The following is a 21,728-nucleotide window of genomic DNA, read 5'->3' on the forward strand; positions in this document are numbered from 1 at the left end:
CTGCAGGTGATCCGCTATGGTGAAAAAACCTTCCCCCTGCGCGGCGCGCTCATCTGGGAGGAAGAGCTTGGCGGCAGCTCCGTGTTGCAGTTCTCGATGTACGACCGTGACGTCCCGTGCGACGAGCGCATCACGACGAACGCGCAGCGCTTCGCCGCGGGCATCATGAGCGTGGAGGCGGCGGAGGAGGGAGAGAAGGAACTCCGCGCCACGGAGTACAGGAGTCCCAACTGGATGTTCAGCGGGCTTCCCGAGTTCAACGCCAGCGCGGAACCCTACGACAGCTATCCCCTGCCGCACTGGGGGAAGCTCACCGTGACCCAGGTGACCGGCTCACCGGCACGCTGTGCTTCGCCTCGCAGCAGGTTCTCCTGGAAGGCCCCTTCACGGCGAAGCGCTGCGAGGGCAACGCTCCGCGGTGATGCTCCGAGACGCATGGGAGGGCGCGCAGGTGACTGCCAAGTCCTCCAGCAAGTTCGAGTGGGATCCCTTGTTCCAGCTTTCTGCTTCGAATCATGCTCTTGATTTTACTTATGTCTGCTCTCGAGCAGGGACACGGCATCCAGCCAGGTTTGAACGGTGCCCGGGAGAAGCCGCCTCGATGTCTTCATGAAAGTCATGATTCTCTCCGGTTGCACGATGCATGCTTTTACATTCGTGCCAGTCACCAGTCCTCGTGGTTGGAACGCGAAGGCCACATCAACGGTGTCGGGCATCGCGGAGAGGTCTACCTTCGTTTGGCCGGTCTTTACCTGCACGACGGCCTCTCGTCCGTCTGGATGCGCCATCGTGAACTCATAGGCGATCGTTTCCCGACGGCGTCGGGAAGGCCGCACGATCCATCCTTGTGTCTGAAGAAACACGAATATGACGTCCTCGACGTCCTCGGATGAGAGAAGGTCAAAGATGTCCATTCCTGCCGGGATGGCTGGAATGGGCTCGTTTCCCAGCTCACACCAAAGCAATTGGGTGTAGAGGATGGCTGTCGAGGCGGTGACCGACTGCACTGTCATTGGAGGGCGAAAGCACGCAACAATACTCCCTGGCACTCGGTCTTCAGTTCCTACTTCGCGGATTTCGACGGGCCTGACATTCGCGATATCCGCTTCGCGATTCTCTTGGGAGTCACGGTATTCCCATCCACCCCTGATCTTGCAGAGGTGATAGATGCCTTTGGGGCTTCGCATCCAGACAAAGTTGCCAACCGTCATGCTGGCAAGCTTGCTGATCGCTTTACGCCCGCTAGCCCAATGCTCTCCGTGGGTGGTAGCCGCCAAGGGCAGATAGGTTTCAAGGTTGTGCGCGGCTGCTTCAGGGAAATCAACCTGCCAGCCCACCCCAATCACTCCATCGCGGAGGCAGAGGTCATATGCGCGCTGATGGTTGGCCAATCCACCATAGGGACGAATGTGTATCCGCCAGACCTGGTTGTCGTGGCTTCGTTCGGTCGGCGCAAGGCTCCGTGCGCTGCTCGCAGGCGGCCGATGCTCACTCGTTTTGGACTGTGGCGAGGACGGCTTGATGTCGCGGCGCCTTTCGGGTGAATCAACCATGAGTCCCTCTTTCTTCGGAACCTTCACGATGCGCTGGTATGGGCGATGCCTGGGAAGCGTTCGCGCGCGTCGCGGCGACCCTCGCTCACGAGTCCCAGCGCATGCGATAGGAGCAGGCGTGGCTGTTTAGGTCGAAGGGCTCCACTCGGACGTTTGTCGCGCCTGCTTGGATCAGCCCCACTTCGTCACTGACGAAGTCCCCTTCATGTACAATCGTGTTTCTCTTTTCCGGTTGTCATCAGCCTTCTAGGGCACAGGCTTGGGAACCGGCTTTACGTCGGTGTTCTGGCCCGAGACGATGCGCCACTGCTCCTGGGTGCGCTTCAGCACATACCGCATCTGCGTGCGCAGCAACCCCTCCTCGGTGTTCTGTACGCCGGGAGGGAGGCCCGTGTGGCCGGTGACCTCGTGAATCGTGTCCACCACGGCGATGTCCTCGCTGGGGAAGAAGATCTTGCGCACGGTGACCTCCGCGTGACTGGTCTTGAAGATGCTCGCGAAGATGGCGGCGTGGCGCGTCTCGATTTCCGCGCGGCCCTGGAACACCGTGCCGGCGATGTTGATGAAGTCAGCGTCGTCCGTGAAGTCCCGCGTCCATGCCGTCGCGTCGTGGGCGTTCCAGGCCTCGGTCTGTGCCTTCACCAACTGGCGGACGTTCTGCTCGTCCTGGGCGTGGTCAGGGGCCGTGCACGCCGTGGACACCAACACCAGACTCAGCGCAGCGACGAGTGCGAAAGAAGAAGAGCGGGTCATGGCCGCAGTCTGCCATGAGGGACGGTGCTGGAAGGACCGCGCTCACGAATCCCAGCGCACGCGGTAGGAGCAGGCGTGGCCGTTGAAGTCGAACGGCTCCACGCGGATGTTCTTCGCGCCGGCCCGGGTCAGCCCCGCTTCGATGCACTCGCGCGGGGTGAAGTCGACGAGGAAGAGGTGCGTCAGTCATCCGCCTGCCGCTGCGTGCAGCTGGGCGGTGATGTCCACCGCTCGGGCATGGTCCATCAGTCGTGAGTTCATGTGGACAGAGTGGGCGTTCGTGTGGGCCGCGAACCGGCTCTGCTCTCGGACGACCTCGGCCGGGACGAGCGCGCCGCGGACCACGCCGTAGTCGGTATCCCGCAGCAGGATCAGGGCGGCCAGCTCGAAGTCCCAGGACCTGAAGGCGGAGGTCTGCAACTGTCCGCTCTTCGGTGGCTCGGACACGACCCGAGCCTTCACCTGGAGGCGCTCTCCTGTAGGGAGCGTGAGGTCGTACGACCTGGCCGAATTGTCCTGAGCGAGCGTTCCCCCGAGGGCGCGAGCAACGAGCCACTCTGCGTAGTCCCCCGTGGGAGCATTGTTGGTGCGCACGACCCCGCGGCGTCGAAGCTCCGCGAGCGCTTGCGCATACCCGGCGAGGAGTTCGCCGATACTCTGTTTCTGGATGCTCATGGTCGCTCCCAACGATCCTGTCCAGCCGTTGACCGCTACGATGCATGCCACGTGCGGATTCGCCCAGTCGAACTGGACCACGCTCCTGCCGCTACTCAAGTCCAAATGTCGTAGAAGAACGAGAGGATGCCCTCCCTTAGGAGGGACAACCCGAAGGATGCGACCTCGGCGAGGTTGACCTGGCCGAGGAACATCATCGGCGGGCCGCCATACTCGGGCCCGCGCGTCTCAGGGGCGAGGTCGTAATCCCGCAGAACCTTGCGAAGGCGTCCGGTGTCAAAGTGCATGCGAACAAAAGGTAGAGAATATAGGAGGTTGCCACCATGCCGGGCGCCGTGGATTTTGACTCTGACGAAGCATGCGACGGAGGGCTGATGCGCCTTCGTCCCTTGCTGTTCGCCGTGATGCTGTCCGCGTGCGCCTCCCAAGGCCCTGTGTCACGTCCGACCTTCTTCACGCCTCCTGCGGCGGCAGTGGCTCCATCCACCCCTGCCGAGGACTACGGCACCGCGCATCCGTTCCTGCTCGTGGACTCCGCACCGGACGGGCGGTGGCTCCTCGCCTGCCAGGCCCGAGAGGACACCAACGGTGATGGGCGCATCGAGACCGTCCTTGGCTTCCACGGCAACATCGTGGGTGACGCGCTTCGCCCCTACCTCTTCCTGGAGCCCGGAGAGGGCATCCGCATCGACGAGGTGCTCGCCGTGGCTCCCACGGGGCGCTTTCTCGTCCTGGTGCGTGACACCACGCTCTGGCTCCTCGACGTGGAGACCCGCGAGGAGAAGGTGCTGGCCTCGGATGTCACGCCCGACACGACGAGCCCTCATCCACCCATCCGCGCCAGCTTCTCCCGGGATGGCCTGCGGCTTCTCTACCTGCGTCCCGAGGGCGGGCGCCCTGTCTCCGTCGTGCGAGACCTGCTCCAGGGGACCGAGCGCGTGCTCGATGCTGGTCGTGGCCTGCTCGGACAGGCCCTGCTGGATCCCTCCGGCCAGTGGGCGATGTTCGACGTGGTGGAGGACACGAACTCGGATGGAAAGGAGAGCTGGCCCCGAGAGGACACCACGCTCGCACCCGCCACATGCCGGGGGCCGGTCATCTCCAGCTCGCACTTCGGCTGGGAGGGCGATACCCCCGTGCGCCGCTACCGCCGGCTGGGGGGAGGCGCTCTTCTCCAGGGCGACGACATCCTGCAACCCATGGGGGAAGGAATGCTGCGGCGTGCTCCAGACCGATCCATCTTTCTCGAACATGCGGATGGGCGGCATGAGGTCTGGGTCCCATCGAGCTGCAATGGAACCCTGGTGTACGCCGACGCGGCGCATGAGCAGGTCTTGGTGGCCTGCGAGGCACAGCCGGACCTCGGCCTGCTGGAATTGCACGGCGCCAGGGTCCATGAACCCGTGGGTTGGCGGATGTTTCTCCCGTTTTCGGACAGATACATCCGCTTTCCCGGAAGGGACGGAAGGCTGCTGTCGTTGTTGGTTCCTTCCGAGCGTGAGCCTTCCAACGCAGTGGACACCGTCATCGACCTGGAGCGGCGCACCGTTCGAGTGGTGCCCTTTGGGTGGGTGGTGGCTTCCCTGGGGGCGCATGCCCTACTGCAGGAGAGCGTCGAACCCGCTGAGCCTGTCGGCCGGCGGGGAGGGCGGCTGTGGCTCTGGAACGTGGGGACAGGGTTTCCACCGAACGTCTTGAGCGAGTCGACGGACTCCGGGCTGCTCTGGGCGGGCGACACGGTGCTCGTCATGGGGAAACGGATCAACCTGCGAACGGGCAAGGTACTGGGGGATGCCTCGGACGGGGCTCTGGCGCTCGATATCCGAGGTCGGGTTCTGCGCCCGAGTCCCACCGCGGTGAAGGAACCGGGCTCGTCGGCCCAATCCGGTCCTGTCCGGTGGGAGCCGGCGCTAAAGACTCACTGATCCCAGCGCACGCGGTAGGAGCAGGCGTGGCCGTTGAAGTCGAACGGCTCCACGCGGAGGTTCTTCGCGCCGGCCCGGGTCAGCCCCGCTTCGATGATGCCCAGGTGGTAACCGGGGTTGCCGTTGCACTCGCTCACCTTGATGTCGGGCCCGAAGATGGGCCACAGGGACACGAGCGCCTTGCCCAGCAGCGTGTGCTCCAGGCCTTTGATGACGCCCATGACCGCGCCGTTCGATTCGCACGCGGGGTGAAGTAGATTCACACCCGTCCGCGAAGCACACAGGAGCCACCATGAAGCTGATATCGAGCAGTGCCATCGTGACGGGAGCGGGCCAGGGCATCGGACTGGGAATCGCCGCGCGCCTCATGCGGGACGGAGCCAACGTCCTGCTCTTCGGGCGGACCCCGGAGAAGGTGGAGGCGGCCGCCAGCGAGCTCAACCGGGTGATGGAGGGGCACGCTCGGGCCGTGCCCTTCGCGGGCGACGTGGTTCGCGCGGAGGATGTGGCGCGGGCCATCGAGGTGGCCACGCGTGAGTTCGGCCTCCCGGGGATCCTGGTGAACAACGCGGGGTCGGCCACCCTCCGCCCGCTCCTCGAATTGCCGGAGGAGGAGTTCGACCAGATCCTGGCCATCAACCTCAAGGGGCCCTTCCTGTTCACCCAGGCACTCGCGAAGTCGCTCGTCGCCGCGAAGCAGCCGGGCTCCATCGTCAACATCTCCTCGTTGAACCAGACGGCCGTGACGGACGGGCTCGCCCACTACTGCGCCTCCAAGGCGGGGCTCGCGAACTTCTCGAAGGTCGCGGCTTCGGAGCTGGGGCGCTACGGCATTCGTGTGAATGTCGTGGCCCCGGGTGCCATCCGCACCCCCCTGGCCGAGGGTGCCGGCCTCATGAAGGGAGCCATGGGGCGGGAGTTCCTCTCCCACACGCCGCTCGGAAAGCCGTGTGGCGAGCCGGAGGACGTGGCGAAGGTGGTGTCGTTCCTCTGCAGCGACCTCGCGTCATGGATGACCGGCGACACGCTCGCCGTCGATGGTGGCAATCACATTCGCGGGCTGCACAGCTACGCGGACACCCTGGGCCTCACCCGTCCCGTGGAAGGCTGAGCCGCCCGCCGCTTGGGGTCCCCGGGTGCCTGCCTGTCAGGTGCCCGGAGTCGGAGGCGAGGGCGGTGCGGCTGGACGGCATGGATGTCCCGGTTCCGGCGTCCCGAGAGGACAGGGAAGGTGGAGTCAGTCACCGGCCGCTCCACGTGGGCATCGCGCCCATCAGGGCCGGCAGGACGAGGCCCACGGCCAGCCCGCCGAACGTCAGCGCCGTGGGCGCGGGAAGGCCCAGCACCCGCCGTAGCGGGGGGAGGGTGAGCGCCGCGATGTGCACGGCCGTGGCCCCCCCGATGAAGACGGGGAGGCGCCACTCGCCGTCCGCGGGGAGGTTGCGCCGCGTCTCCCTCGGCGCCCGGCACACGGCCGAGTAGCCCAGCTGCACCGCGGTGAGCGTCCCGAAAGCCAGCGGCGGCCCGCCCAGCGCCAGCCCCAGCCCTCCAACGCCCGCCATCAGCGCTCCGTCCCGCACCACGCGCCGCACCGCCGGGCGCGTCAGCAGCGGCATGCCTGGCGGCGCGGGCGGCCGGTCGAGGATGGCCGGGTCTCCGGGCTCCATCGCCAGGGCGATTCCCGGCAGCGTGTCCGTGAGGAGGTTGATCCACAGCAGCTGCAGCGGCGTGAGCGGATCCGCAAGGCCGAGCAGGCCCGCGCCCAGCACCAGCGCCATCTCCGAGAGGTTGGTGGCGAAGAGGAAGCGCAGCGCGCGGCGCAGGTTGTCCTGGACGATGCGGCCCTCGCCCACCGCGGACATGATGCTGCGCAGGTCCTCGCTGGACATCACCACGTCGGCCACCGCGCGCGCCATGTCGCTGGAGCGCACGCCCACCGCCACGCCCACGTCCGCCGCCTGGAGCGCCGGGGCGTCGTTGATGCCGTCACCCGCCATGGCGACGATTTCTCCGTGCGCGCGCAGCGCCTTCACCAGCTCCCGTTTGTTCTCCGGCGTCACGCGCGCCAGCACCGCCGTGCGGTCGAGCCTCCGGCGAAGCTCGTCACCCGTCAGCTCGAGCATCTCCGCCAGCGCCACCGGGGTGAGCGTGTCGCCCTCCAGCCCCACCTGCCGGGCGATGGCATCGGCCGTGCGGGGCTGGTCTCCCGTCAGAATCACCGTGCGGATGCCCGCGCGGCGCGCCTGCCGCACCGACTCCGCCGCGCCGTCGCGAAGCGGGTCCCTCAAGCCCACGAAGCCGATGAAGGTGTAGCCGCCCGTGGGCGCGTGTTCCCCGTCTCCGGGGAGCCTCCGCCAGGCCAGCCCCAGCACCCGCAGCCCGTCCTCCGCCAGCGCGTCGTTGCGCCGCGCCAGCCGCTCCCGCGTGCGCGCGTCCAGCGGCCCCTTCAGGTCCCGCTCGCACAGGGTGAGCACCTGCTCGGGGGCCCCCTTGACGAAGGCCACCATGCCGTCGCCGGGCACACGGTGGACGCTCACCACGTAGTGGATGCCCTCGGAGCGCTCGAGGAGGTGGCAGCGAGGGAAGTCGCGGCGCAGCGTGGCCCCGTCCAGCCCCGCGGCGTGCGCGGCGGCCACCAGCGCCTTCTCCGTGGAGCTGCCGGACACCGCCATCTCCTTGCCGTTGCGGTGGACGTCCACGTCGCTGTTGAGCAGCGCCAGCGCCAGCGCCAGCGTGGGTGGGTCCTCCAGCACGGCGTCCGGCCTCAGGCGCAGCGAGGACAAGTCCAGGGGGCCGTCCCCGACGTCCAGCACGTCCAGCCGCATCTCGTTGCGGGTGAGGGTGCCCGTCTTGTCCGTGCAGATGACGGTGACGCCTCCGAGCGCTTCGGCGGAGGAGACGCGCCGCACCACCAGGCCGCGCGCGTGAAGCCGCTGCATGGCGCGCACCAGCGCCGCGGTCGCCACCAGGGGCAGGCCCTCCGGCAGCGCCGCCACGCCCAGCGCCACCGCGCCGCGCAGCACCTGGGGCCCGGAGCGGCCATGCGCCAGCCCCAGCAGGGCGGACAGCCCCGCCGCGCCCACGGAGGCCACCGCCACGCGCCGGTCCAGCTGGCCCAGCTTGCGCGTCAGCGGCGTGGGCGGCGCGGACTCCTGGGCCACCAGCTCCCGCACGCGCGCCTGCTCCGTGTCCGCGCCGGTGGCGACCACCAGGGCGCGCCCATGTCCCGACGCCACCGTCGTGCCCGCGAACAACAGGGACGTCCGCTCCGCCAGCGGCGCCCGCGCATCCACGGGCGCGGCCCGCTTGGCCTGCGGCTCGCTTTCTCCGGTGAGGGGCGCCTCGTCCGCGGAGAGCCGGTGCGCGTCCAGCACGCGCGCGTCCGCGGGCAGCACGTCCCCCGCGCGCAGCAGCACCACGTCCCCGGGCACGAGCTCCGCCACCGGCACCGTGAGGAGCACGCCGCCGCGCAGCACCTGGGCCGCGCCCGCCTCCAGCTTCTGCCACGAGGCGAGCATCTCCTGGTTTCGGCGCTCGATGCGGTAGCCGATGCCCGCGTTGAGCCCCACCACCGTGAGGATGGCGGTCGCCTCCACCGCGTCACCGGCCAGCGCCGAGGCCCCCGCCGAGCCCATCAGCAGCAGCGTGGGCACGGAGGCCAGCTGCGAGCCCAGCATGGCCAGGCGCGAGCGCGGCTTCTCCACCACCGCCAGGTTGGGGCCGTAGTGCTTGAGCCGCCGCGCCGCTTCCTCCGACGTGAGCCCCTGGTCCGTGGCGTCCAGCCGGACCAGCACCGCCTCCACCGTCATCGCGTGCCACGACTCCTGGGGAGCGCTCCGCGTGCCTTGCACCGGGCGGGCCTGATGCGGGACGGGCCAGGGGACCGGCTCGTCGGGTTGCTGGCGCAGCTGGGCCAGCAGCGGGGCCCCCTGCGCGTAGCGCACCAGCAGGCGGCCGGTGCGGGGCTCCGCGCTTGCCTCCTCGATGCCGGGCCAGGTGGCGAAGGTGCGCTCCAGCCGCTTCCCGAGGGAGTGGTTCCACCGCAGGCCGGGGACCTCCAGGCGCAACCGCCGCGCCGCGGTCGCGTGGCGGACCACCCTCGCGGGTGCCGACTGTCCATCCATCAGGAACACCACCATTCGCCCACCCCCCCGACTGGCATCAAGGAATGGGGAGGGTGGTGCGTCCGGACAAGGAGGCTCGGCGCGCTGTCGGAAGATGAAGGTGTGACATCCGCGCGCCGGCCGTTCCACCCGTCAACACCCCGCTCCACCTCCAGGGCCTGAAAGGGGGGGCCTCAGTGGATGCGCGTCGGCTCCTCCCGCGCTCCTGCCGCCCGCGGGGCGGGCGCCCCCTTCCGGCCGGCCGGCTGGCGTGCCGGTCGCGCGGCTCGCGCCGGGGCGGCGAACGCGTGTGCCACGCCCTCCTCGCGGTAGCGGTGCACCAGCGTGTCCAGGTGCCCGCCGTCCATGGAGGTGTGCAGGGCCTCCGCGGCCTTGTGCAGCAGGTCGCGCTCGGCCGCGGACACGGTGAGGTCCGCGGCGGAGAGCTGGTGGAGGGACCACATGAGGACCTCGCGTGCCCTGGCCGGCGCCGAGCGCAGGCGCTTGAGCCACGCGGAGACATCCTCCACGAAGTGGCCCACGGTCTCCTGGCGCCGTGCCGGAGAGAGCCGGGAGAGCTGGTGGGTGAGCACGGCGGACTCCTCCTGCCGGAGACGGCCGTCGGAGACGAAGAGGAACCACGCGCTCTCCAGCAGCAGGCTCACCCCCTCCGGGGCCACGCGGCGGATGGCGGCTTCGGAGTCCTCCAGCGCGCGGCGCAGTCGCACGTAGCTCAGCACCGAGTTGCCCAGGTGCCGGGTGCGCCGCCAGTTGGCCACGGAGGACGTCACCACGTTCAGGAACGGCACGAGGTTGCGCGACACGCTCTCGCCCAGCAGCTTCGCCCCCAGGTCCTCGCCCAGGTCGGTCGCCCTCGCCTGCGCCAGGTGCTCCACGCGCCCCAGTCCGAGCGAGTCCTCGTCCTTGTCCTCCGCATGTTCCCCCTGGCCGCGGGTGATGGCGTAGAGGCGCGAGAAGTCGGAGGGGTCCTCCGGGTCGAAGCGCACGCGGAAGGCGCTGGCCAGGTCGCACGCCATCCCCAGGTTGATGAGGGCGTTCACGAGCATCTCCGTCGTGATGACCAGGCCCGAGGCGGGGATGGCCACCATCAGTCCGGGGGCGCCCGCGTCCGCCGAGACCGCGGTGATGCCGGAGGTCAGCGAGCCGCTGCCCGCGCCGGAGAGGAAGGCGGCCCCGCAGGCCCGCCGGATGATGGCCTCGGTGACGGCCGCGCCCGTCCCCTTCGCGGCGGGGGCCCTTTGCAGCACGTGCGCGTCGTAGTGCCGCAGGTAGATGGACAGCAGCTTGGTGAACCAGCGCCCCGTGCGCAGGTCCCTGGGGGAGAGCTCGTGCGTCAGCGCCCCTGCCAACTGCAAGGAGCGTTGGAGGAGCGCCGCGCCTTCCCCTCGCTCTCGTGGAGCCAGTTCCATCGTCGCCGTCATGGTTCCTCCTCGCGGACCCTCGCCAAGGGGGCCGGTCAGGCATTCCTGTGTGTCATTGCCTTGCAGGAACGTTGGACACGCGCGGACGCCCTGACAGGCACTGGCTCCGGAGGGACGGCCGCTGCCTGGGGCGCTCGGGATCCATTACCGCACGGCCCAGACCGACCCGCGTCTGATTTGGGAGAAACCCTGGGTTGTCGCTGCAATGCACTCGCGCGCGGAGTGCGCCCCTAACGGCCACGTCACGGGCGCGCTCGAAAAAGCGCACACGAAACCAACCCAGGGAGTGGTCACAACCTGAACAGATTTTCAAGGGCGCAAACGCACGACGGTTCGGCTACAGGGCGGCGAATTCCCTGACACGGCTGCTCCCTTCAGCCCGTTCGAGTGCCCACGATGCATGTCTCTGCTCCTGAAGTGCCTCTCTCCTCACCGCCCCGCGCCAGCCGCCTCAAGCGGTGGATCATCGGCGTGGTGCTCCTGCTCGCGGTCTTCGCGGGGCTCGTGGCCGTCAAGGCGGGCCAGATCGTCTCGATGATCAACGCCGGTGAGACCTTCGTGCTGCCGCCTGAGTCCGTCACGTCCACCCAGGCGGAGTCCTTTGGCTGGCAGGGGACCCGGAGCGCCGTGGGCACAGTGATGGCGCTTCGGGGCGTGACCTTGAGCGCGGAGCTGCCGGGCGTCGTCAACGACATCCGCTTCGAGAACGGCGCTTCGGTGAAGAAGGGCCAGGTGCTCATCCAGCTCGACACCTCCAGCGAGCAGGCCCAGCTGGCCGGCGCCGAGGCCGACGCGGAGCTCTCGCGGCTGACGCGCGAGCGCGCCGAGAAGCTCAACGCCCAGGGCGCCAATACCCAGTCGGACCTGGATGCCGTCCGCGCGCGGTCGCTCCAGTCCTCCGCCACCGTGGCCCACCTGAAGTCCCTCATCGCCAAGAAGACCATCCGCGCCCCTTTCGATGGCCGCATCGGCATCCGCCAGGTGGAGCTGGGACAGTTCGTCTCCCCGGGCAACCCCATCGCGTCCCTGCAGTCCTCCACCCCCGCGCTCGTGGAGTTCCAGCTTCCCCAGCAGGCGCTGGCCCAGGTGAAGCAGGGCCAGAAGGTGCGCCTGCGCGTCGACGTCTTCCCGGGCGAGTCCTGGGAAGGGGACCTCACCACCATCAACCCCGAGGTGGAGCTGTCCTCTCGCAACGTGCGCATGCGCGCCACCGTGCCCAACGCGGACGGCCGGCTGCTGCCGGGCATGTTCGCCAGCGTGGAGGTGCTCTCCGACGCCAGCGAGCAGGTGGTGGCCATTCCCGCCACCGCCGTGCTCTTCGCCCCCTACGGTGACTCGGTGTTCACCCTCTCCGAGGGCAAGGACGCCGCGGGCAAGGCGGCCCTGCTGGCTCGGCAGCAGTTCGTGCGGTTGGGAGAGCGCCGGGGTGACTACGTCGCGGTGACGGCCGGCCTGAAGCCCGGGCAGACCGTGGTCAGCAGCGGCGTCTTCAAGCTGAAGAACGGCATGGCCGTCGTCGTGAACAACGCGCTGGCGCCGCCCATCGAGATCGCGCCCCTGCCGGTGAACCCGTAGGGCCGCGAGAGGCGAACCCATGAAATTCACCGACCTCTTCATCCGGCGTCCGGTCGTGGCGCTGGTCGTCAACCTCATCATCATCATCGCCGGCCTGCAGGCCCTGCGCTCGCTCAACGTGCGGCAGTACCCGCGCAGCGAGAACGCCGACATCACCGTCACCACGGTCTACGTCGGCGCCAACGCGGAGCTCGTCCGTGGCTTCATCACCACGCCACTGGAGCGCGTCATCGCCGCGGCGGACGGCATCGACTACGTCGAGTCCACGAGCTCGCAGAACGTCTCCATCATCCGCGCCCGGCTCAAGCTCAACTACGACGCCAACCGCGCCCTGAGTGAAATCAGCGCCAAGGTCGACCAGGTTCGCGGCGACCTTCCGCCCGAATCCCAGGTCCCCGTGATGGGCATCGAGTCCGCGGACAGCCAGTTCGCCGTCGCGTACCTCAACTTCACCTCCGACTTCCTCGAGCAGAACGAGCTGTCCGACTACCTGGTGCGCGTGGTGCAGCCCCGGCTGTCGTCCGTGGAGGGCGTGCAGCGCGCGGACATCCTCGGGGCGCGCACGTTCGCCATGCGGGTGTGGATGAAGCCGGACCAGATGGCCGCGCTCAACGTCAGCCCCATCCAGGTCCGCCAGGCGCTCGCCACCAACAACTCACTCGCCGCCGTGGGCCAGACGAAGGGCTCGCTCGTGCAGGTGAACCTCACCGCGAACACGGGTCTGCGCTCCGTGGAGGAGTTCAAGCAGCTCATCGTCCGCAAGGATGGCGGCGCGGTGGTCCGGTTGTCGGACGTCGCGGACGTGGTGCTCGGCGCCGAGGACTACGACACCGACGTGACGCTCAACGGGAAGACGGCCGTGTTCGTCGGCATCTGGGCGCTGCCCAACGCCAACTCGCTGGACGTCATGCAGCGCATCCGCCTGGAGATGGACTCGCTCAAGAAGGACCTGCCCGAGCAGATCCACGGCGGCGTCGCCTTCGACGGCACGGACTACATCCAGAACGCCATCGACGAGGTGGTGAGCACGCTCATCGAGACGCTCATCATCGTCGTCATCGTCATCTTCCTGTTCCTGGGCTCCGTGCGCTCCATCCTGGTGCCGGTGGTGGCCATTCCGGTGTCGCTCATCGGCACGGTGTTCCTGATGCAGGTGTTCGGCTTCACGGTGAACCTGCTCACCCTGCTCGCGGTGGTGTTGTCCGTAGGCCTGGTCGTGGACGACGCCATCGTCGTGGTGGAGAACGTGGAGCGCCACCTGCGTGACGGACTGCGCCCGGTGGACGCCGCCATCAAGAGCGCTCGCGAGTTGGTGGGTCCCATCATCGCGATGACGCTCACGCTCGCCGCGGTGTACGCACCCATCGCCTTCCAGGGTGGCCTCACGGGTTCGCTGTTCCGCGAGTTCGCGCTCACGCTGGCCGGAGCCGTGACCCTGTCGGGCGTGGTGGCGCTGACGCTCTCCCCGATGATGTCCTCCGTTCTCCTGAAGGCGGGCCACGAGGACAAGGGGTTCGCGGGCGTCATCAACCGCACCTTCGAGCGCCTGCGGGCCGCGTATGCCCGCTCCCTGGACAGCTCGCTGCTCGTCCGCGGGCCCGTCTACGCGGCGTGGATCTTCCTGAGCGTGCTCGCCCTGGTGATGTTCAACCAGTCGGCCCGGGAGCTGGCGCCCGTGGAGGACCAGGACTTCGTCATCGGCATCATGAGCACTCCGTCCAACTCCACCCTGGATCAGCTCAAGCCGTCCGTGACCAAGACGAGCGAGTTGCTGATGGACATGCCGGAGTCCAGCTTCAACTTCCAGATTGTCCAGCCGAGCAACGGCTTCTGGGGCCTGGTGCTGAAGCCGTACAAGGAGCGCCAGCGGACCACTGCGCAGGTGCTGGCGGAGGCGCAGGAGCGGGTGAACACCATCCCGGCGGTCCAGACCTTCACCCTCCAGCCCCCCGCGCTGCCGGGTGGTGGCAACTTCCCGGTGGAGTTCGTCATCGCGTCCACGGCGGAGGCGGAGGAGCTGCTGGGCTTCGCGCAGCAACTCCAGGAGAAGGCGACACAGAGCGGGATGTTCGCCTTCCCGCCCATCATCGACGTGAAGTTGGACCAGCCCCAGTCGGAGCTCGAGGTCGACCGTGAGAAGGTGGCGCAGCTGGGCCTGAACCTGGGGACCGTGGGCCAGGACCTGGGGACCGCCGTGGGCGGCAACTTCGTCAACCGGTTCAACATCGCCGGCCGCAGCTACAAGGTCATCCCGCAGGTCCTGCGGTCCTCCCGCCTCACGCCGGAGCAGCTCAAGGACATCCACGTCACCGGTCCCGACGGCAAGCTCGTGGCCCTGTCGGCCATCGCGTCCTTCAAGGACAAGGTGGCGCCCCGGTCGCTCAACCGCTTCCAGCAGCTCAACGCGGTGAAGCTCAGCGGCGTGGCCATCCGTCCGCTGGATGAGGCGCTCACCTACCTGGAGACGGAGGCCTCGCGCATCCTGCCCGCGGGCTACCGCATGGACTACACGGGCGAGTCCCGGCAGCTCCGCACGGAAGGCGACTCGTTCGCTCCGGCGTTCGGGCTGGCGGTGGTGTTGATCTTCCTGGTGCTCGCGGCCCAGTTCAACAGCTTCCGGGATCCGCTCATCATCCTCGCCGGGTCGGTGCCGCTGGCGCTCTTTGGCGCGCTGGTGACGACGTTCCTGCGGATGCCGAACCCGATGATGCCGTACTTCACGGACAGCTTCACCACCACGCTCAACATCTACTCACAGGTGGGTCTGGTGACGCTGGTGGGCCTCATCGCGAAGAACGGCATCCTCATCGTGGACTTCGCCAACCGCCTCCAGGAGGAGGGCAAATCGAAGCTCGAGGCGGTGAAGGAAGCGGCCTCCGAACGGCTCCGTCCCATCCTGATGACGACGGTGGCCACGGTCGCGGGCCACTTCCCGCTCGTCCTGGTGTCTGGACCGGGCGCGGCGGCGCGCAACAGCATCGGGCTCGTGCTGGTGACGGGCATGGCGCTGGGCACGCTCTTCACCCTGTACTTCGTGCCGGCCATCTACCTGCTCATCGCCAAGACGCGCACCGTGGCCGCCAGCGAAGCACCGGAGCTCCAGCAGGCGCCCGACGCCGCGACGTAGCGTCGGGATAGGCAGGGCTGGAACAGCGGGGCCGAGGAGGACCTTGATGGAACTCCTCGGCGCCGGCTGGCGTGGCTACCCTACGCGCGTTTCCGGAGTGCGCATTCGGATGGCGAGCGCGCGGCAGGCCGCGTCGGGTGCTGTGTCGGCGGGCGGGGCCCATGCGCCGAGCGAGTGATAGAGCCTGCCCTCGCGCCGCTCCAGGTAGAGGATCATGTTGAGCGGCCAGCCGCTGCCCTGGAACAGGTGCCGGTCCATGGGCGTGGGCTCCTGGCTGACGCGCAGGCCACGCTCGTGGGGCGGGCCGATGCGGTGCCAGTCCGGGTGCAGGTGGATGGAGCCGAGCACCTCCAGCCCCTCGGCCTCGGCCTCGGCGGTGATGCGCAGCAACTCGCGGGGCTCACACCAGTAGCCGCGCCGGCCATTGGCGTAGCAGGCGCCGAAGCGGGGGATGATGGCCGCGTCGAACTCCTGGCGCACGGTGTCGTCCGTCTCGCGGATGTTGGTGGCGAAGCCCACGCGCTCCACGTGCATCACGTCGTCCGTGAAGCGCCCCAGCAGCACGGCCCAACTGCGCGGCGGCAGCTCCGGCGTGCACGCCCTGTACTCCCGGACGGCGTCCGCCATGAAGTCCGACAGCGCCGCGGGATCCACGAGCACGACGTCGGCGCTCATTCCCCGGACTCCGGTGTGGGGAGGCGGCCCGCGGCCCGGTCCTCGCTCAGCTGCGTGATGAGGTGGCGGGCCATGCGCTCCTCGAAGGCGGCGGCGCTGTCTGGCGTCCACGGATAGAAGCCCTGGCCCGTCTTCAGACCCAGCTCGCCCTGGTCCACCTTCTGGGCGAGCACCGGCGGCACCGGGCGCCCCGAGCCGCGCAGGACGTTGGTGATGAAGTCCAGGCCCACGAGGTCCAGCCGGTCGAAGATGCCAGAGGCACCCAGGCGCCGCCCGATGCCCTGGGTGAGCACGCGGTCCACCATCTCCGGCGTGGCCACGCCCTCCTGTACGATTCGAAAGGCTTCGCCAATGAGCGCCTGCTGCAGGCGCGGGCCCACCGAGCCCGGCACGTCCCTCGCGAACACCACGGGCGACTTGCCCAACTCTTCAAGGAATCGCCGCACCGTCTCCACCGCGTCGGGTGAGGTCTTCTCGCCAGGGATGACGTCCACCAGCGGCACCAGGTGCGCGGGCAGGTAGTAGTGCGCGGAGAGGACACGCTCCGGGTGCGCGCAGTCGCGGGCAATGGCTGTCACGCTCAGCGCGGTGGTGTTGGTGGCGAGCAGGGTGTCCGGTGACGCGAGCCGGTCCAGCTCCTTGAAGAGTTGCTGTTTGAGCGCCAGGTCCTCGGGGATGGATTCGATGACCAGGTCCTGAACCACGGCGGCCTCGGCGAGCACCGTGGTGCGATGGATGCGCGCGAGCGCGGTGGTGCGTTGCTCCGCGCCGAGCATCCCTGTCTCCACCAGCAGCGCGGCGTCGCGCTCCAGCTTCACGCGCGCTGCCTCGCTGCTCTCCGCCTGCCTGTTGAAGAGCACCACGTGTCTGCCGGCGATGGCGAGCTCGAGTGCGATGCCGCACCCCATGGCTCCGCCGCCAACAACGCCAATCCTCATCAGCAGCTTGTGTCCCATGTGCCGCGAGCGTGGCCGCCCTCCGCACGCGTGGCAATCACTTGAATGGCGGCTGCAATTGTCCAGGACGCATGCGTGACGCGCCGAGCCTTCAGCGGCGTCACGGATTCACAAAGCGCCCGTGCTGCTCGCCTTCAGGGCGCGCACATCCCGTCCGACGGGCCCTTGCCTGCCTCCCCAGACAGACGGGGCGTGCATGACGATATTGCGCTCATGCCGCAGCTTGTCATGTGCCGGCGCTTCAATGGATTCAGCGCGCGTCAACGCGCGAGGAGGAGCACCCATGCTGGATACCGAACGTGTTGGCGAGCCCCTTCGTCGTCTTGAAAGTCGCATCCTGCTGGCCGAGGCCCGGAGGGCCGTGCCGGAAGCCTTCGACTCTCAGGGCCGGCTGCTCTCTCCCGTCGCTGGGAAGTGGGTCCAGCCGCCTGCCTGGTTCAATGCCATCTCGCCCATTGACGGCAGCGTCCTCGCGGAGCTGCCGCTGCTGGGCGCCGCCCAGGTCGCCACGGGGGTCGAGCAGGCAGCGGCGGAGTTCGCGCCCTGGGCGGCCCGTCGGCTCGATGACCGCGCCCGTGCCGTCGCGGAGGCGGTGGTGCTGTTGCATGCGCACCGGGATCTGCTCGTCCGGATTCTCGCGTGGGACATCGGCAAGACGTTGCCCACGGCCTCCAACGACGTGGACCGGTGTCTCGCGGGCATCGCGTGGTACCTGGAGCAGATGGACCGGATGATCGATGGCCGCAAGCCGCTCGGCCTGGTCTCGAACATCGCCTCCTGGAACTATCCCTTCTCCGTCCTGCTGCTCAACGTGCTCGTGCAGTCGCTCGCGGGCAACTCGGTCATCGCGAAGATTCCGACCCAGGGCGGCGGCGTCTCACTCACGCTCGCCTTCGCGTTGCTGCGCCGCGCGGGCCTTCCCGTCTCGCTCGTCGGTGGACGCGGAAGGGACCTCTCCGAGGCGCTCGTCGGCCATCCCCACATCGCGGGCGTCGCCTTCATTGGCGGCCGCGCCAACGGTGGCGAGGTCCACCGCCGCCTGCGTGAAACGGACAAGCGCTACGCGTTGGAGATGGAGGGCGTGAACGCCTACGCCATCACGCACTTCACGGATTGGGACGGGCTCGGCGAACAGATTCGCGCGGGCTTCGACTTCGGCAAGCAACGCTGCACCGCCTACACCCGCTGGGTCGTCGAGAAGTCACTCGTCCCGAAGTTCGTCCGGACGTATGTCGATACCGTCTCCGCGTTGCGTGTCGGCAATCCGGTCCTGGGGGCGCACGTGGACTTCGGGCCGCTCATCTCCCCCAGCAAGGCCAAGGAGCTCCGCGCCCTCATCGCCGAGGCGGTGAAGCAGGGCACTCAGGTGCTGCATCAGGGGATGCTAGCGGAGGACGCCTTCACCGCTCGGCAGGAGCGCGGCGCATACCTGCCGCCCGTGCTGCTGTTCGGCATCCCGCGTGACAGTGAGCTCTACCTGCGCGAACCCTTCGGCCCCGTCGACATCCTGGTGTCGGTGGACTCCGAAGAGGAGCTGCTGCGGGAGGCCAACGTCTCCAACGGCGCGCTCGTGGCCTCGGTGGCGACGGACGACCCGGAGCTCGCCCGGCGCATCGCCAAGCGGCTCCATGCCTTCAAGGTGGGCATCAACGCGCTGCGCTCGCGTGGCGACCGTGAGGAGTCCTTCGGCGGCAGGGGCGGCTCATGGGCAGGCGCCTTCGTCGGTGGCACCCACCTGGTGCGCGCCTTCACGGACGGCCCGCATCCCATGGAAGGCAACTGGCCCGATTGAAGCGTTCACCCGCGCGTCAGTTCCAGGGGGACACGCGGCGTGGCAGCATGGTGCGACCTTGAGTCAAACGGGAGCGCACGATGCAGGCATTGAGGAACGCGGGCACGGTGTTGCTTGTGCTCGCACTGGGCGGTGGGGCCTTCGCGGAGGAGGACGGAATCTGGTCGCCCAATGACCAGTTCCACGAGCCGAATGGGGATTGCGAGCTCGTGGCCGTCCTCCCCGCGCCCAAGGGCGCCTGGGGCGTGGTGGGGCACACCTGCAATCGATTGAACGGCGAGCCCGTGGGCAGCGTCGTGGTCATCGACGCCCAGGGCAAGCGCGCCACGTCGCCGGCTTCCGTGGCGCTCGAAGCCGCGTCCGACCGGGACCGCATGAAGGAGCTGGTGCAACTGCTCGCCGTGCCTTCCGGGGGCTACATCGCGACGTATCGCTCCCGCGACGAGAAGGCTCCCAGAGGCGAGAGTGGGCCCGCGCCCGTGGCCCATGAGCTTGTCCGCCACACGGCGGCGGGGGCGAGGGCCGACGCCTTCAACAGCAAGGTGCGCGAGGCGCTGCTCGACAAGGTGGGCGCCTCGTCGTTCATCATCACCGCGGAGGTGGATGCGAAGTCGCGGCTCATCGTCGCGGCGTCAACGCCAGACGAGACCTACCTGAAGCAGGTGCCGCTGTGGCTGCTGCGCTTCACCCCCGAGGGCACCCTCGAACGCGCCGAGCGCTTCGACTCGGTCCTGAAGGAGCTCAGGCTGGGCTGGTATGTGTTGAAGCAGGTCCGCGCCCGGGCCGACGGAGGCCTCTTCCTGAGCGGCCGGTTCCAACCCGAGGGGAGCCGGTCCGAGGTTCCCGTGCTCGCCCTCGACGCGCAGTGGAAGCCTGAACCGCGCTTCAACACGCCTCTCATCTCCTGGGCGATGAAGGGGGAGGGCGGCATCGAGTTGAGCCTCATCGCCCCCCGTGCGGACGGCTCGGTCGTCGGGGTGGGAGACGTTGTCCAGGGAGAGACGCGCGCGGACGTCATGCGCCTGACGTCCGACGGGCGGCTCGACCCCACCTACAAGACCTTCCGGCAGGAGGGGGTATATCCCCAGGGCCGCTTCATGCGCGTGCCGCAGATGGGGCTTGGACCGGGCGGGAGCCTCGTGCTCGCCCAGAACAACATCCCCGCCGTGGATCCGCCGGAGGGCCCCTGGCGTGCTCCGGGCCTGGTGCGCTTGAAGGCGGACGGCTCGGTGGATGCGCGGTTCCAGAAGGGACTCGGCGCGGGACTGCGCTACCGGAAGGCGGCGGCGGAAGTGAAGCGGAGTCCCGATGCCGCGGGCTTCCTCCGGATGGTGGCGGCGATGCCGGACGGGTCGGTGGTGGTGGATGGGCTCTTCGACGAGTTCGCGGGCCAGCCGGTGACACCGCCCATCCGGCTCGCGGCCGATGGCACCCGGGTGGCGGGCTTCCAGGCGCGATTCGAAACGGTCCTTCCGCCGAAGAAGGAGGTCCCCAACGCGACGACGAGCGCGTTCTTCCAGGCGGACGGCAAGACTCACTACGTCGAGTGCGCCCGGCCGGGAGAGATGACGGAGACGTTCCTCTACTGGACGAGTGGCGACATCTGGGGACACACCCCCTCGTGCGGGGTCCACCTCGGCGGGAGCATGGCCACACCCGCGGGGGCGTGGCAGCACTGCGATGCGCGGGTCCGCAGGGCCCAGGCCCAGGGGGCCACCTGCAAGGAGACGAAGGAAGCGCCGATGGGCCTCCGCCGCCGTGGCTCCGGCGGTCCGTGATCAGGGGCTCGCTGACGCCCGGGCAACCACCTTCCAGCAGGCAGCGGTGTAGCGGACTTCCGCTCCGTGCACGAAGGGCTCGAACGCGGCGCGGACCGTTTCGATGACCCGGGTGCGAGTCCGCTCGTCCAACTCCTGGAGGACCCTGCTGAGGAGACCGAACCGGGTCAGGTAATTGACCAGCTCCTTCTCGGGCAGGGTGCAGGTGAAATCGATGGGCCGGATGTCGATTCCGGCCCATCCGCTCTCCTCCAGGATGCGGTGGACCCGGTTTGAGCCCGCGAAGGCGAACTGCCCTGGCCCGTCCGGCCGGCGTGCGGGGAGGTTCGACAGGAGCGGCGCCGCGGCGCGCTCGGCTGTCGTCATGAACGGATTCTCCGAGGGACTCCGCCACGCGATGGCCAGGAGTGCGGCGTCATTCCTCGCGGCATGTCGCAGGTTCTCGAAGGCCCGGACGGGGTCCTCGAAGAACATGACGCCGAAGCGCGAGATGATCATGTCGAAGCTGGCGGGCTCGAAGGCGTGCAGCTGCGCGTTGGCGCGGATGAAGCGGGCCGGAGTGCCTTCCTGTTCGGCCCGGGCGTGGGCAGTGGCGAGCATTGGCTCCGAGATGTCGATGCCGGTGCAGCGGCCTTTCGCGCCCAGCCGCCGCGCGACCGCGAGCGTCGTGCTGCCCGTACCACAACCGACGTCGAGTACCTGGCGCGCGGAGCTTGTGACGACTGCTTCGGCGAGCAGGTCTTCAATCGGCTTGAACATTCCATCGAGTACCGCCTGCGCTTCGACCCAGGCGTGTCCGGCGGTGCCGTTCCATAGCTTCGTCTGCTCGTCCTCAAGCTGGCGCGTGTCATCCATGGGGATCTCCTCCTGCTTGCCTTCAAGAACCAGAAGCCGCAGGGTGCCACTTCAAGTCGACTTGAGGTCAAGAGGATGACTGAATTGGACATCACGGAGGTGGCGAAGCGCTCCGGCGTTCCCGCCTCGACACTGCGCTTCTACGAGGAGCGGGGGCTGATCGCCTCCATCGGCAGGCGGGGGCTGCGCCGTCTGTTCGGGCCCGAGGTGCTGGAGCGGCTGGCGCTGATAGCGATGGGGCGCGCCGCGGGCTTCACGCTCGATGAGATCGCACTGATGTTCGCGCCGGACGGGCGGCCGCGAATCGACCGGAAGATGCTCGCGACCCAGGCGGAGAAGCTGGACAAGACGATTCGCGAACTGAGCGCGATGCGCGACGGCCTGCGACACGCAGCGGCCTGCCCCGCGCCGAACCACATGGAGTGCCCCACCTTCCGCCGCCTCCTGCGAGGCGCAGCGTCAGGCGCGATGGGCGCGCGAAGGAGGACACCGCGGCGGCCGTAGAGCCAGGACGAACTC

Annotated in this window: 17 protein-coding genes; 7 read left to right on the forward strand and 10 right to left on the reverse strand. The window is 68.6% G+C overall.

The features are described from left to right. Positions 1-527 precede the first annotated feature (527 nt). The 4 genes from D7X99_RS42255 to D7X99_RS08765 all read right to left on the reverse strand — a co-directional run bounded on the left by D7X99_RS42255 (position 528) and on the right by D7X99_RS08765 (position 2,981). Positions 528-1,553, reverse strand: coding sequence for a hypothetical protein (locus tag D7X99_RS42255; protein WP_147476089.1), 1,026 nt, complete (start codon positions 1,551-1,553; stop codon positions 528-530). Positions 1,554-1,799: 246 nt separating this feature from the next. Beyond that, the gene (locus tag D7X99_RS08755) at positions 1,800-2,306 is read right to left on the reverse strand and encodes an SgcJ/EcaC family oxidoreductase (RefSeq protein WP_121777372.1); all 507 of its coding nucleotides are present in this window, start codon (positions 2,304-2,306) and stop codon (positions 1,800-1,802) included. A gap of 42 nt (positions 2,307-2,348) precedes the next feature. Then, complete coding sequence (locus D7X99_RS44240; RefSeq protein ID WP_283244479.1) at positions 2,349-2,492, reverse strand: DUF2378 family protein; 144 nt, start codon at positions 2,490-2,492, stop codon at positions 2,349-2,351. Beyond that, positions 2,493-2,981 carry a hypothetical protein gene (locus D7X99_RS08765; RefSeq protein WP_121777373.1) on the reverse strand — a complete coding sequence of 163 codons (489 nt, stop codon included), beginning with the start codon at positions 2,979-2,981 and terminating at the stop codon, positions 2,493-2,495. A gap of 374 nt (positions 2,982-3,355) precedes the next feature. Here D7X99_RS08765 and D7X99_RS08775 point away from each other — a divergent pair, with 374 nt between their 5' ends. After that, the gene (locus D7X99_RS08775; protein ID WP_147476090.1) at positions 3,356-4,906 is read left to right on the forward strand and encodes a hypothetical protein; all 1,551 of its coding nucleotides are present in this window, start codon (positions 3,356-3,358) and stop codon (positions 4,904-4,906) included. Here D7X99_RS08775 and D7X99_RS08780 read toward each other — a convergent pair. After that, positions 4,900-5,127: a DUF2378 family protein gene (locus D7X99_RS08780; RefSeq protein ID WP_233613212.1), complete on the reverse strand. Its 228-nt coding sequence runs from the start codon at positions 5,125-5,127 to the stop codon at positions 4,900-4,902. The two genes, D7X99_RS08775 and D7X99_RS08780, sit on opposite strands and share 7 nt — an antisense overlap. Before the next feature lie 71 nt (positions 5,128-5,198). Here D7X99_RS08780 and D7X99_RS08785 point away from each other — a divergent pair, with 71 nt between their 5' ends. Then, positions 5,199-6,017 carry an SDR family NAD(P)-dependent oxidoreductase gene (locus tag D7X99_RS08785; RefSeq protein ID WP_121777376.1) on the forward strand — a complete coding sequence of 273 codons (819 nt, stop codon included), beginning with the start codon at positions 5,199-5,201 and terminating at the stop codon, positions 6,015-6,017. Positions 6,018-6,147: 130 nt separating this feature from the next. Here D7X99_RS08785 and D7X99_RS08790 read toward each other — a convergent pair whose 3' ends face one another. Both D7X99_RS08790 and D7X99_RS08795 read right to left on the reverse strand, forming a co-directional pair. Further along, positions 6,148-9,045, reverse strand: a complete 2,898-nt coding sequence (locus D7X99_RS08790) for an HAD-IC family P-type ATPase (RefSeq protein WP_121777377.1) — start codon at positions 9,043-9,045, stop codon at positions 6,148-6,150. Positions 9,046-9,203: 158 nt separating this feature from the next. Continuing rightward, positions 9,204-10,451, reverse strand: coding sequence for a TerB family tellurite resistance protein (locus D7X99_RS08795; RefSeq protein ID WP_121777378.1), 1,248 nt, complete (start codon positions 10,449-10,451; stop codon positions 9,204-9,206). Between the two features lie 396 nt (positions 10,452-10,847). On the opposite strand from D7X99_RS08795, the gene D7X99_RS08800 reads away from it, so the two are divergent. Next, on the forward strand, positions 10,848-12,026 hold the full coding sequence (locus D7X99_RS08800; RefSeq protein ID WP_121777379.1) for an efflux RND transporter periplasmic adaptor subunit: 1,179 nt from the start codon (positions 10,848-10,850) through the stop codon (positions 12,024-12,026). Between the two features lie 19 nt (positions 12,027-12,045). Beyond that, complete coding sequence (locus D7X99_RS08805; RefSeq protein ID WP_121777380.1) at positions 12,046-15,153, forward strand: efflux RND transporter permease subunit; 3,108 nt, start codon at positions 12,046-12,048, stop codon at positions 15,151-15,153. A 75-nt stretch (positions 15,154-15,228) separates the two neighbouring features. Here D7X99_RS08805 and D7X99_RS08810 read toward each other — a convergent pair whose 3' ends face one another. Then, on the reverse strand, positions 15,229-15,828 hold the full coding sequence (locus tag D7X99_RS08810; protein ID WP_121777381.1) for a hypothetical protein: 600 nt from the start codon (positions 15,826-15,828) through the stop codon (positions 15,229-15,231). After that, positions 15,825-16,784, reverse strand: a complete 960-nt coding sequence (locus tag D7X99_RS08815) for a 3-hydroxyacyl-CoA dehydrogenase family protein (protein WP_121777382.1) — start codon at positions 16,782-16,784, stop codon at positions 15,825-15,827. The genes D7X99_RS08810 and D7X99_RS08815 overlap by 4 nt, the downstream gene beginning before the upstream one ends. Before the next feature lie 283 nt (positions 16,785-17,067). Between D7X99_RS08815 and D7X99_RS08820 the strand changes: the two genes are divergently transcribed. Together D7X99_RS08820 and D7X99_RS08825 are read left to right on the forward strand one after the other, a co-directional pair. Continuing rightward, positions 17,068-18,576, forward strand: coding sequence for an aldehyde dehydrogenase family protein (locus D7X99_RS08820; protein WP_121777383.1), 1,509 nt, complete (start codon positions 17,068-17,070; stop codon positions 18,574-18,576). A gap of 80 nt (positions 18,577-18,656) precedes the next feature. Beyond that, positions 18,657-20,354: a hypothetical protein gene (locus D7X99_RS08825; RefSeq protein ID WP_147476091.1), complete on the forward strand. Its 1,698-nt coding sequence runs from the start codon at positions 18,657-18,659 to the stop codon at positions 20,352-20,354. Here the strand turns inward: D7X99_RS08825 and D7X99_RS08830 are convergent, their stop codons facing one another. Further along, positions 20,355-21,209, reverse strand: a complete 855-nt coding sequence (locus D7X99_RS08830) for a class I SAM-dependent methyltransferase (RefSeq protein WP_121777385.1) — start codon at positions 21,207-21,209, stop codon at positions 20,355-20,357. 75 nt (positions 21,210-21,284) lie between these two features. On the opposite strand from D7X99_RS08830, the gene D7X99_RS08835 reads away from it, so the two are divergent. Further along, the gene (locus D7X99_RS08835; RefSeq protein ID WP_121777386.1) at positions 21,285-21,713 is read left to right on the forward strand and encodes a helix-turn-helix domain-containing protein; all 429 of its coding nucleotides are present in this window, start codon (positions 21,285-21,287) and stop codon (positions 21,711-21,713) included. Positions 21,714-21,728: the final 15 nt, after the last annotated feature.

It is taken from the genome of Corallococcus sp. AB032C (assembly GCF_003668935.1).
GTDB classification, from domain to species: Bacteria; Myxococcota; Myxococcia; order Myxococcales; family Myxococcaceae; genus Corallococcus; species Corallococcus exiguus.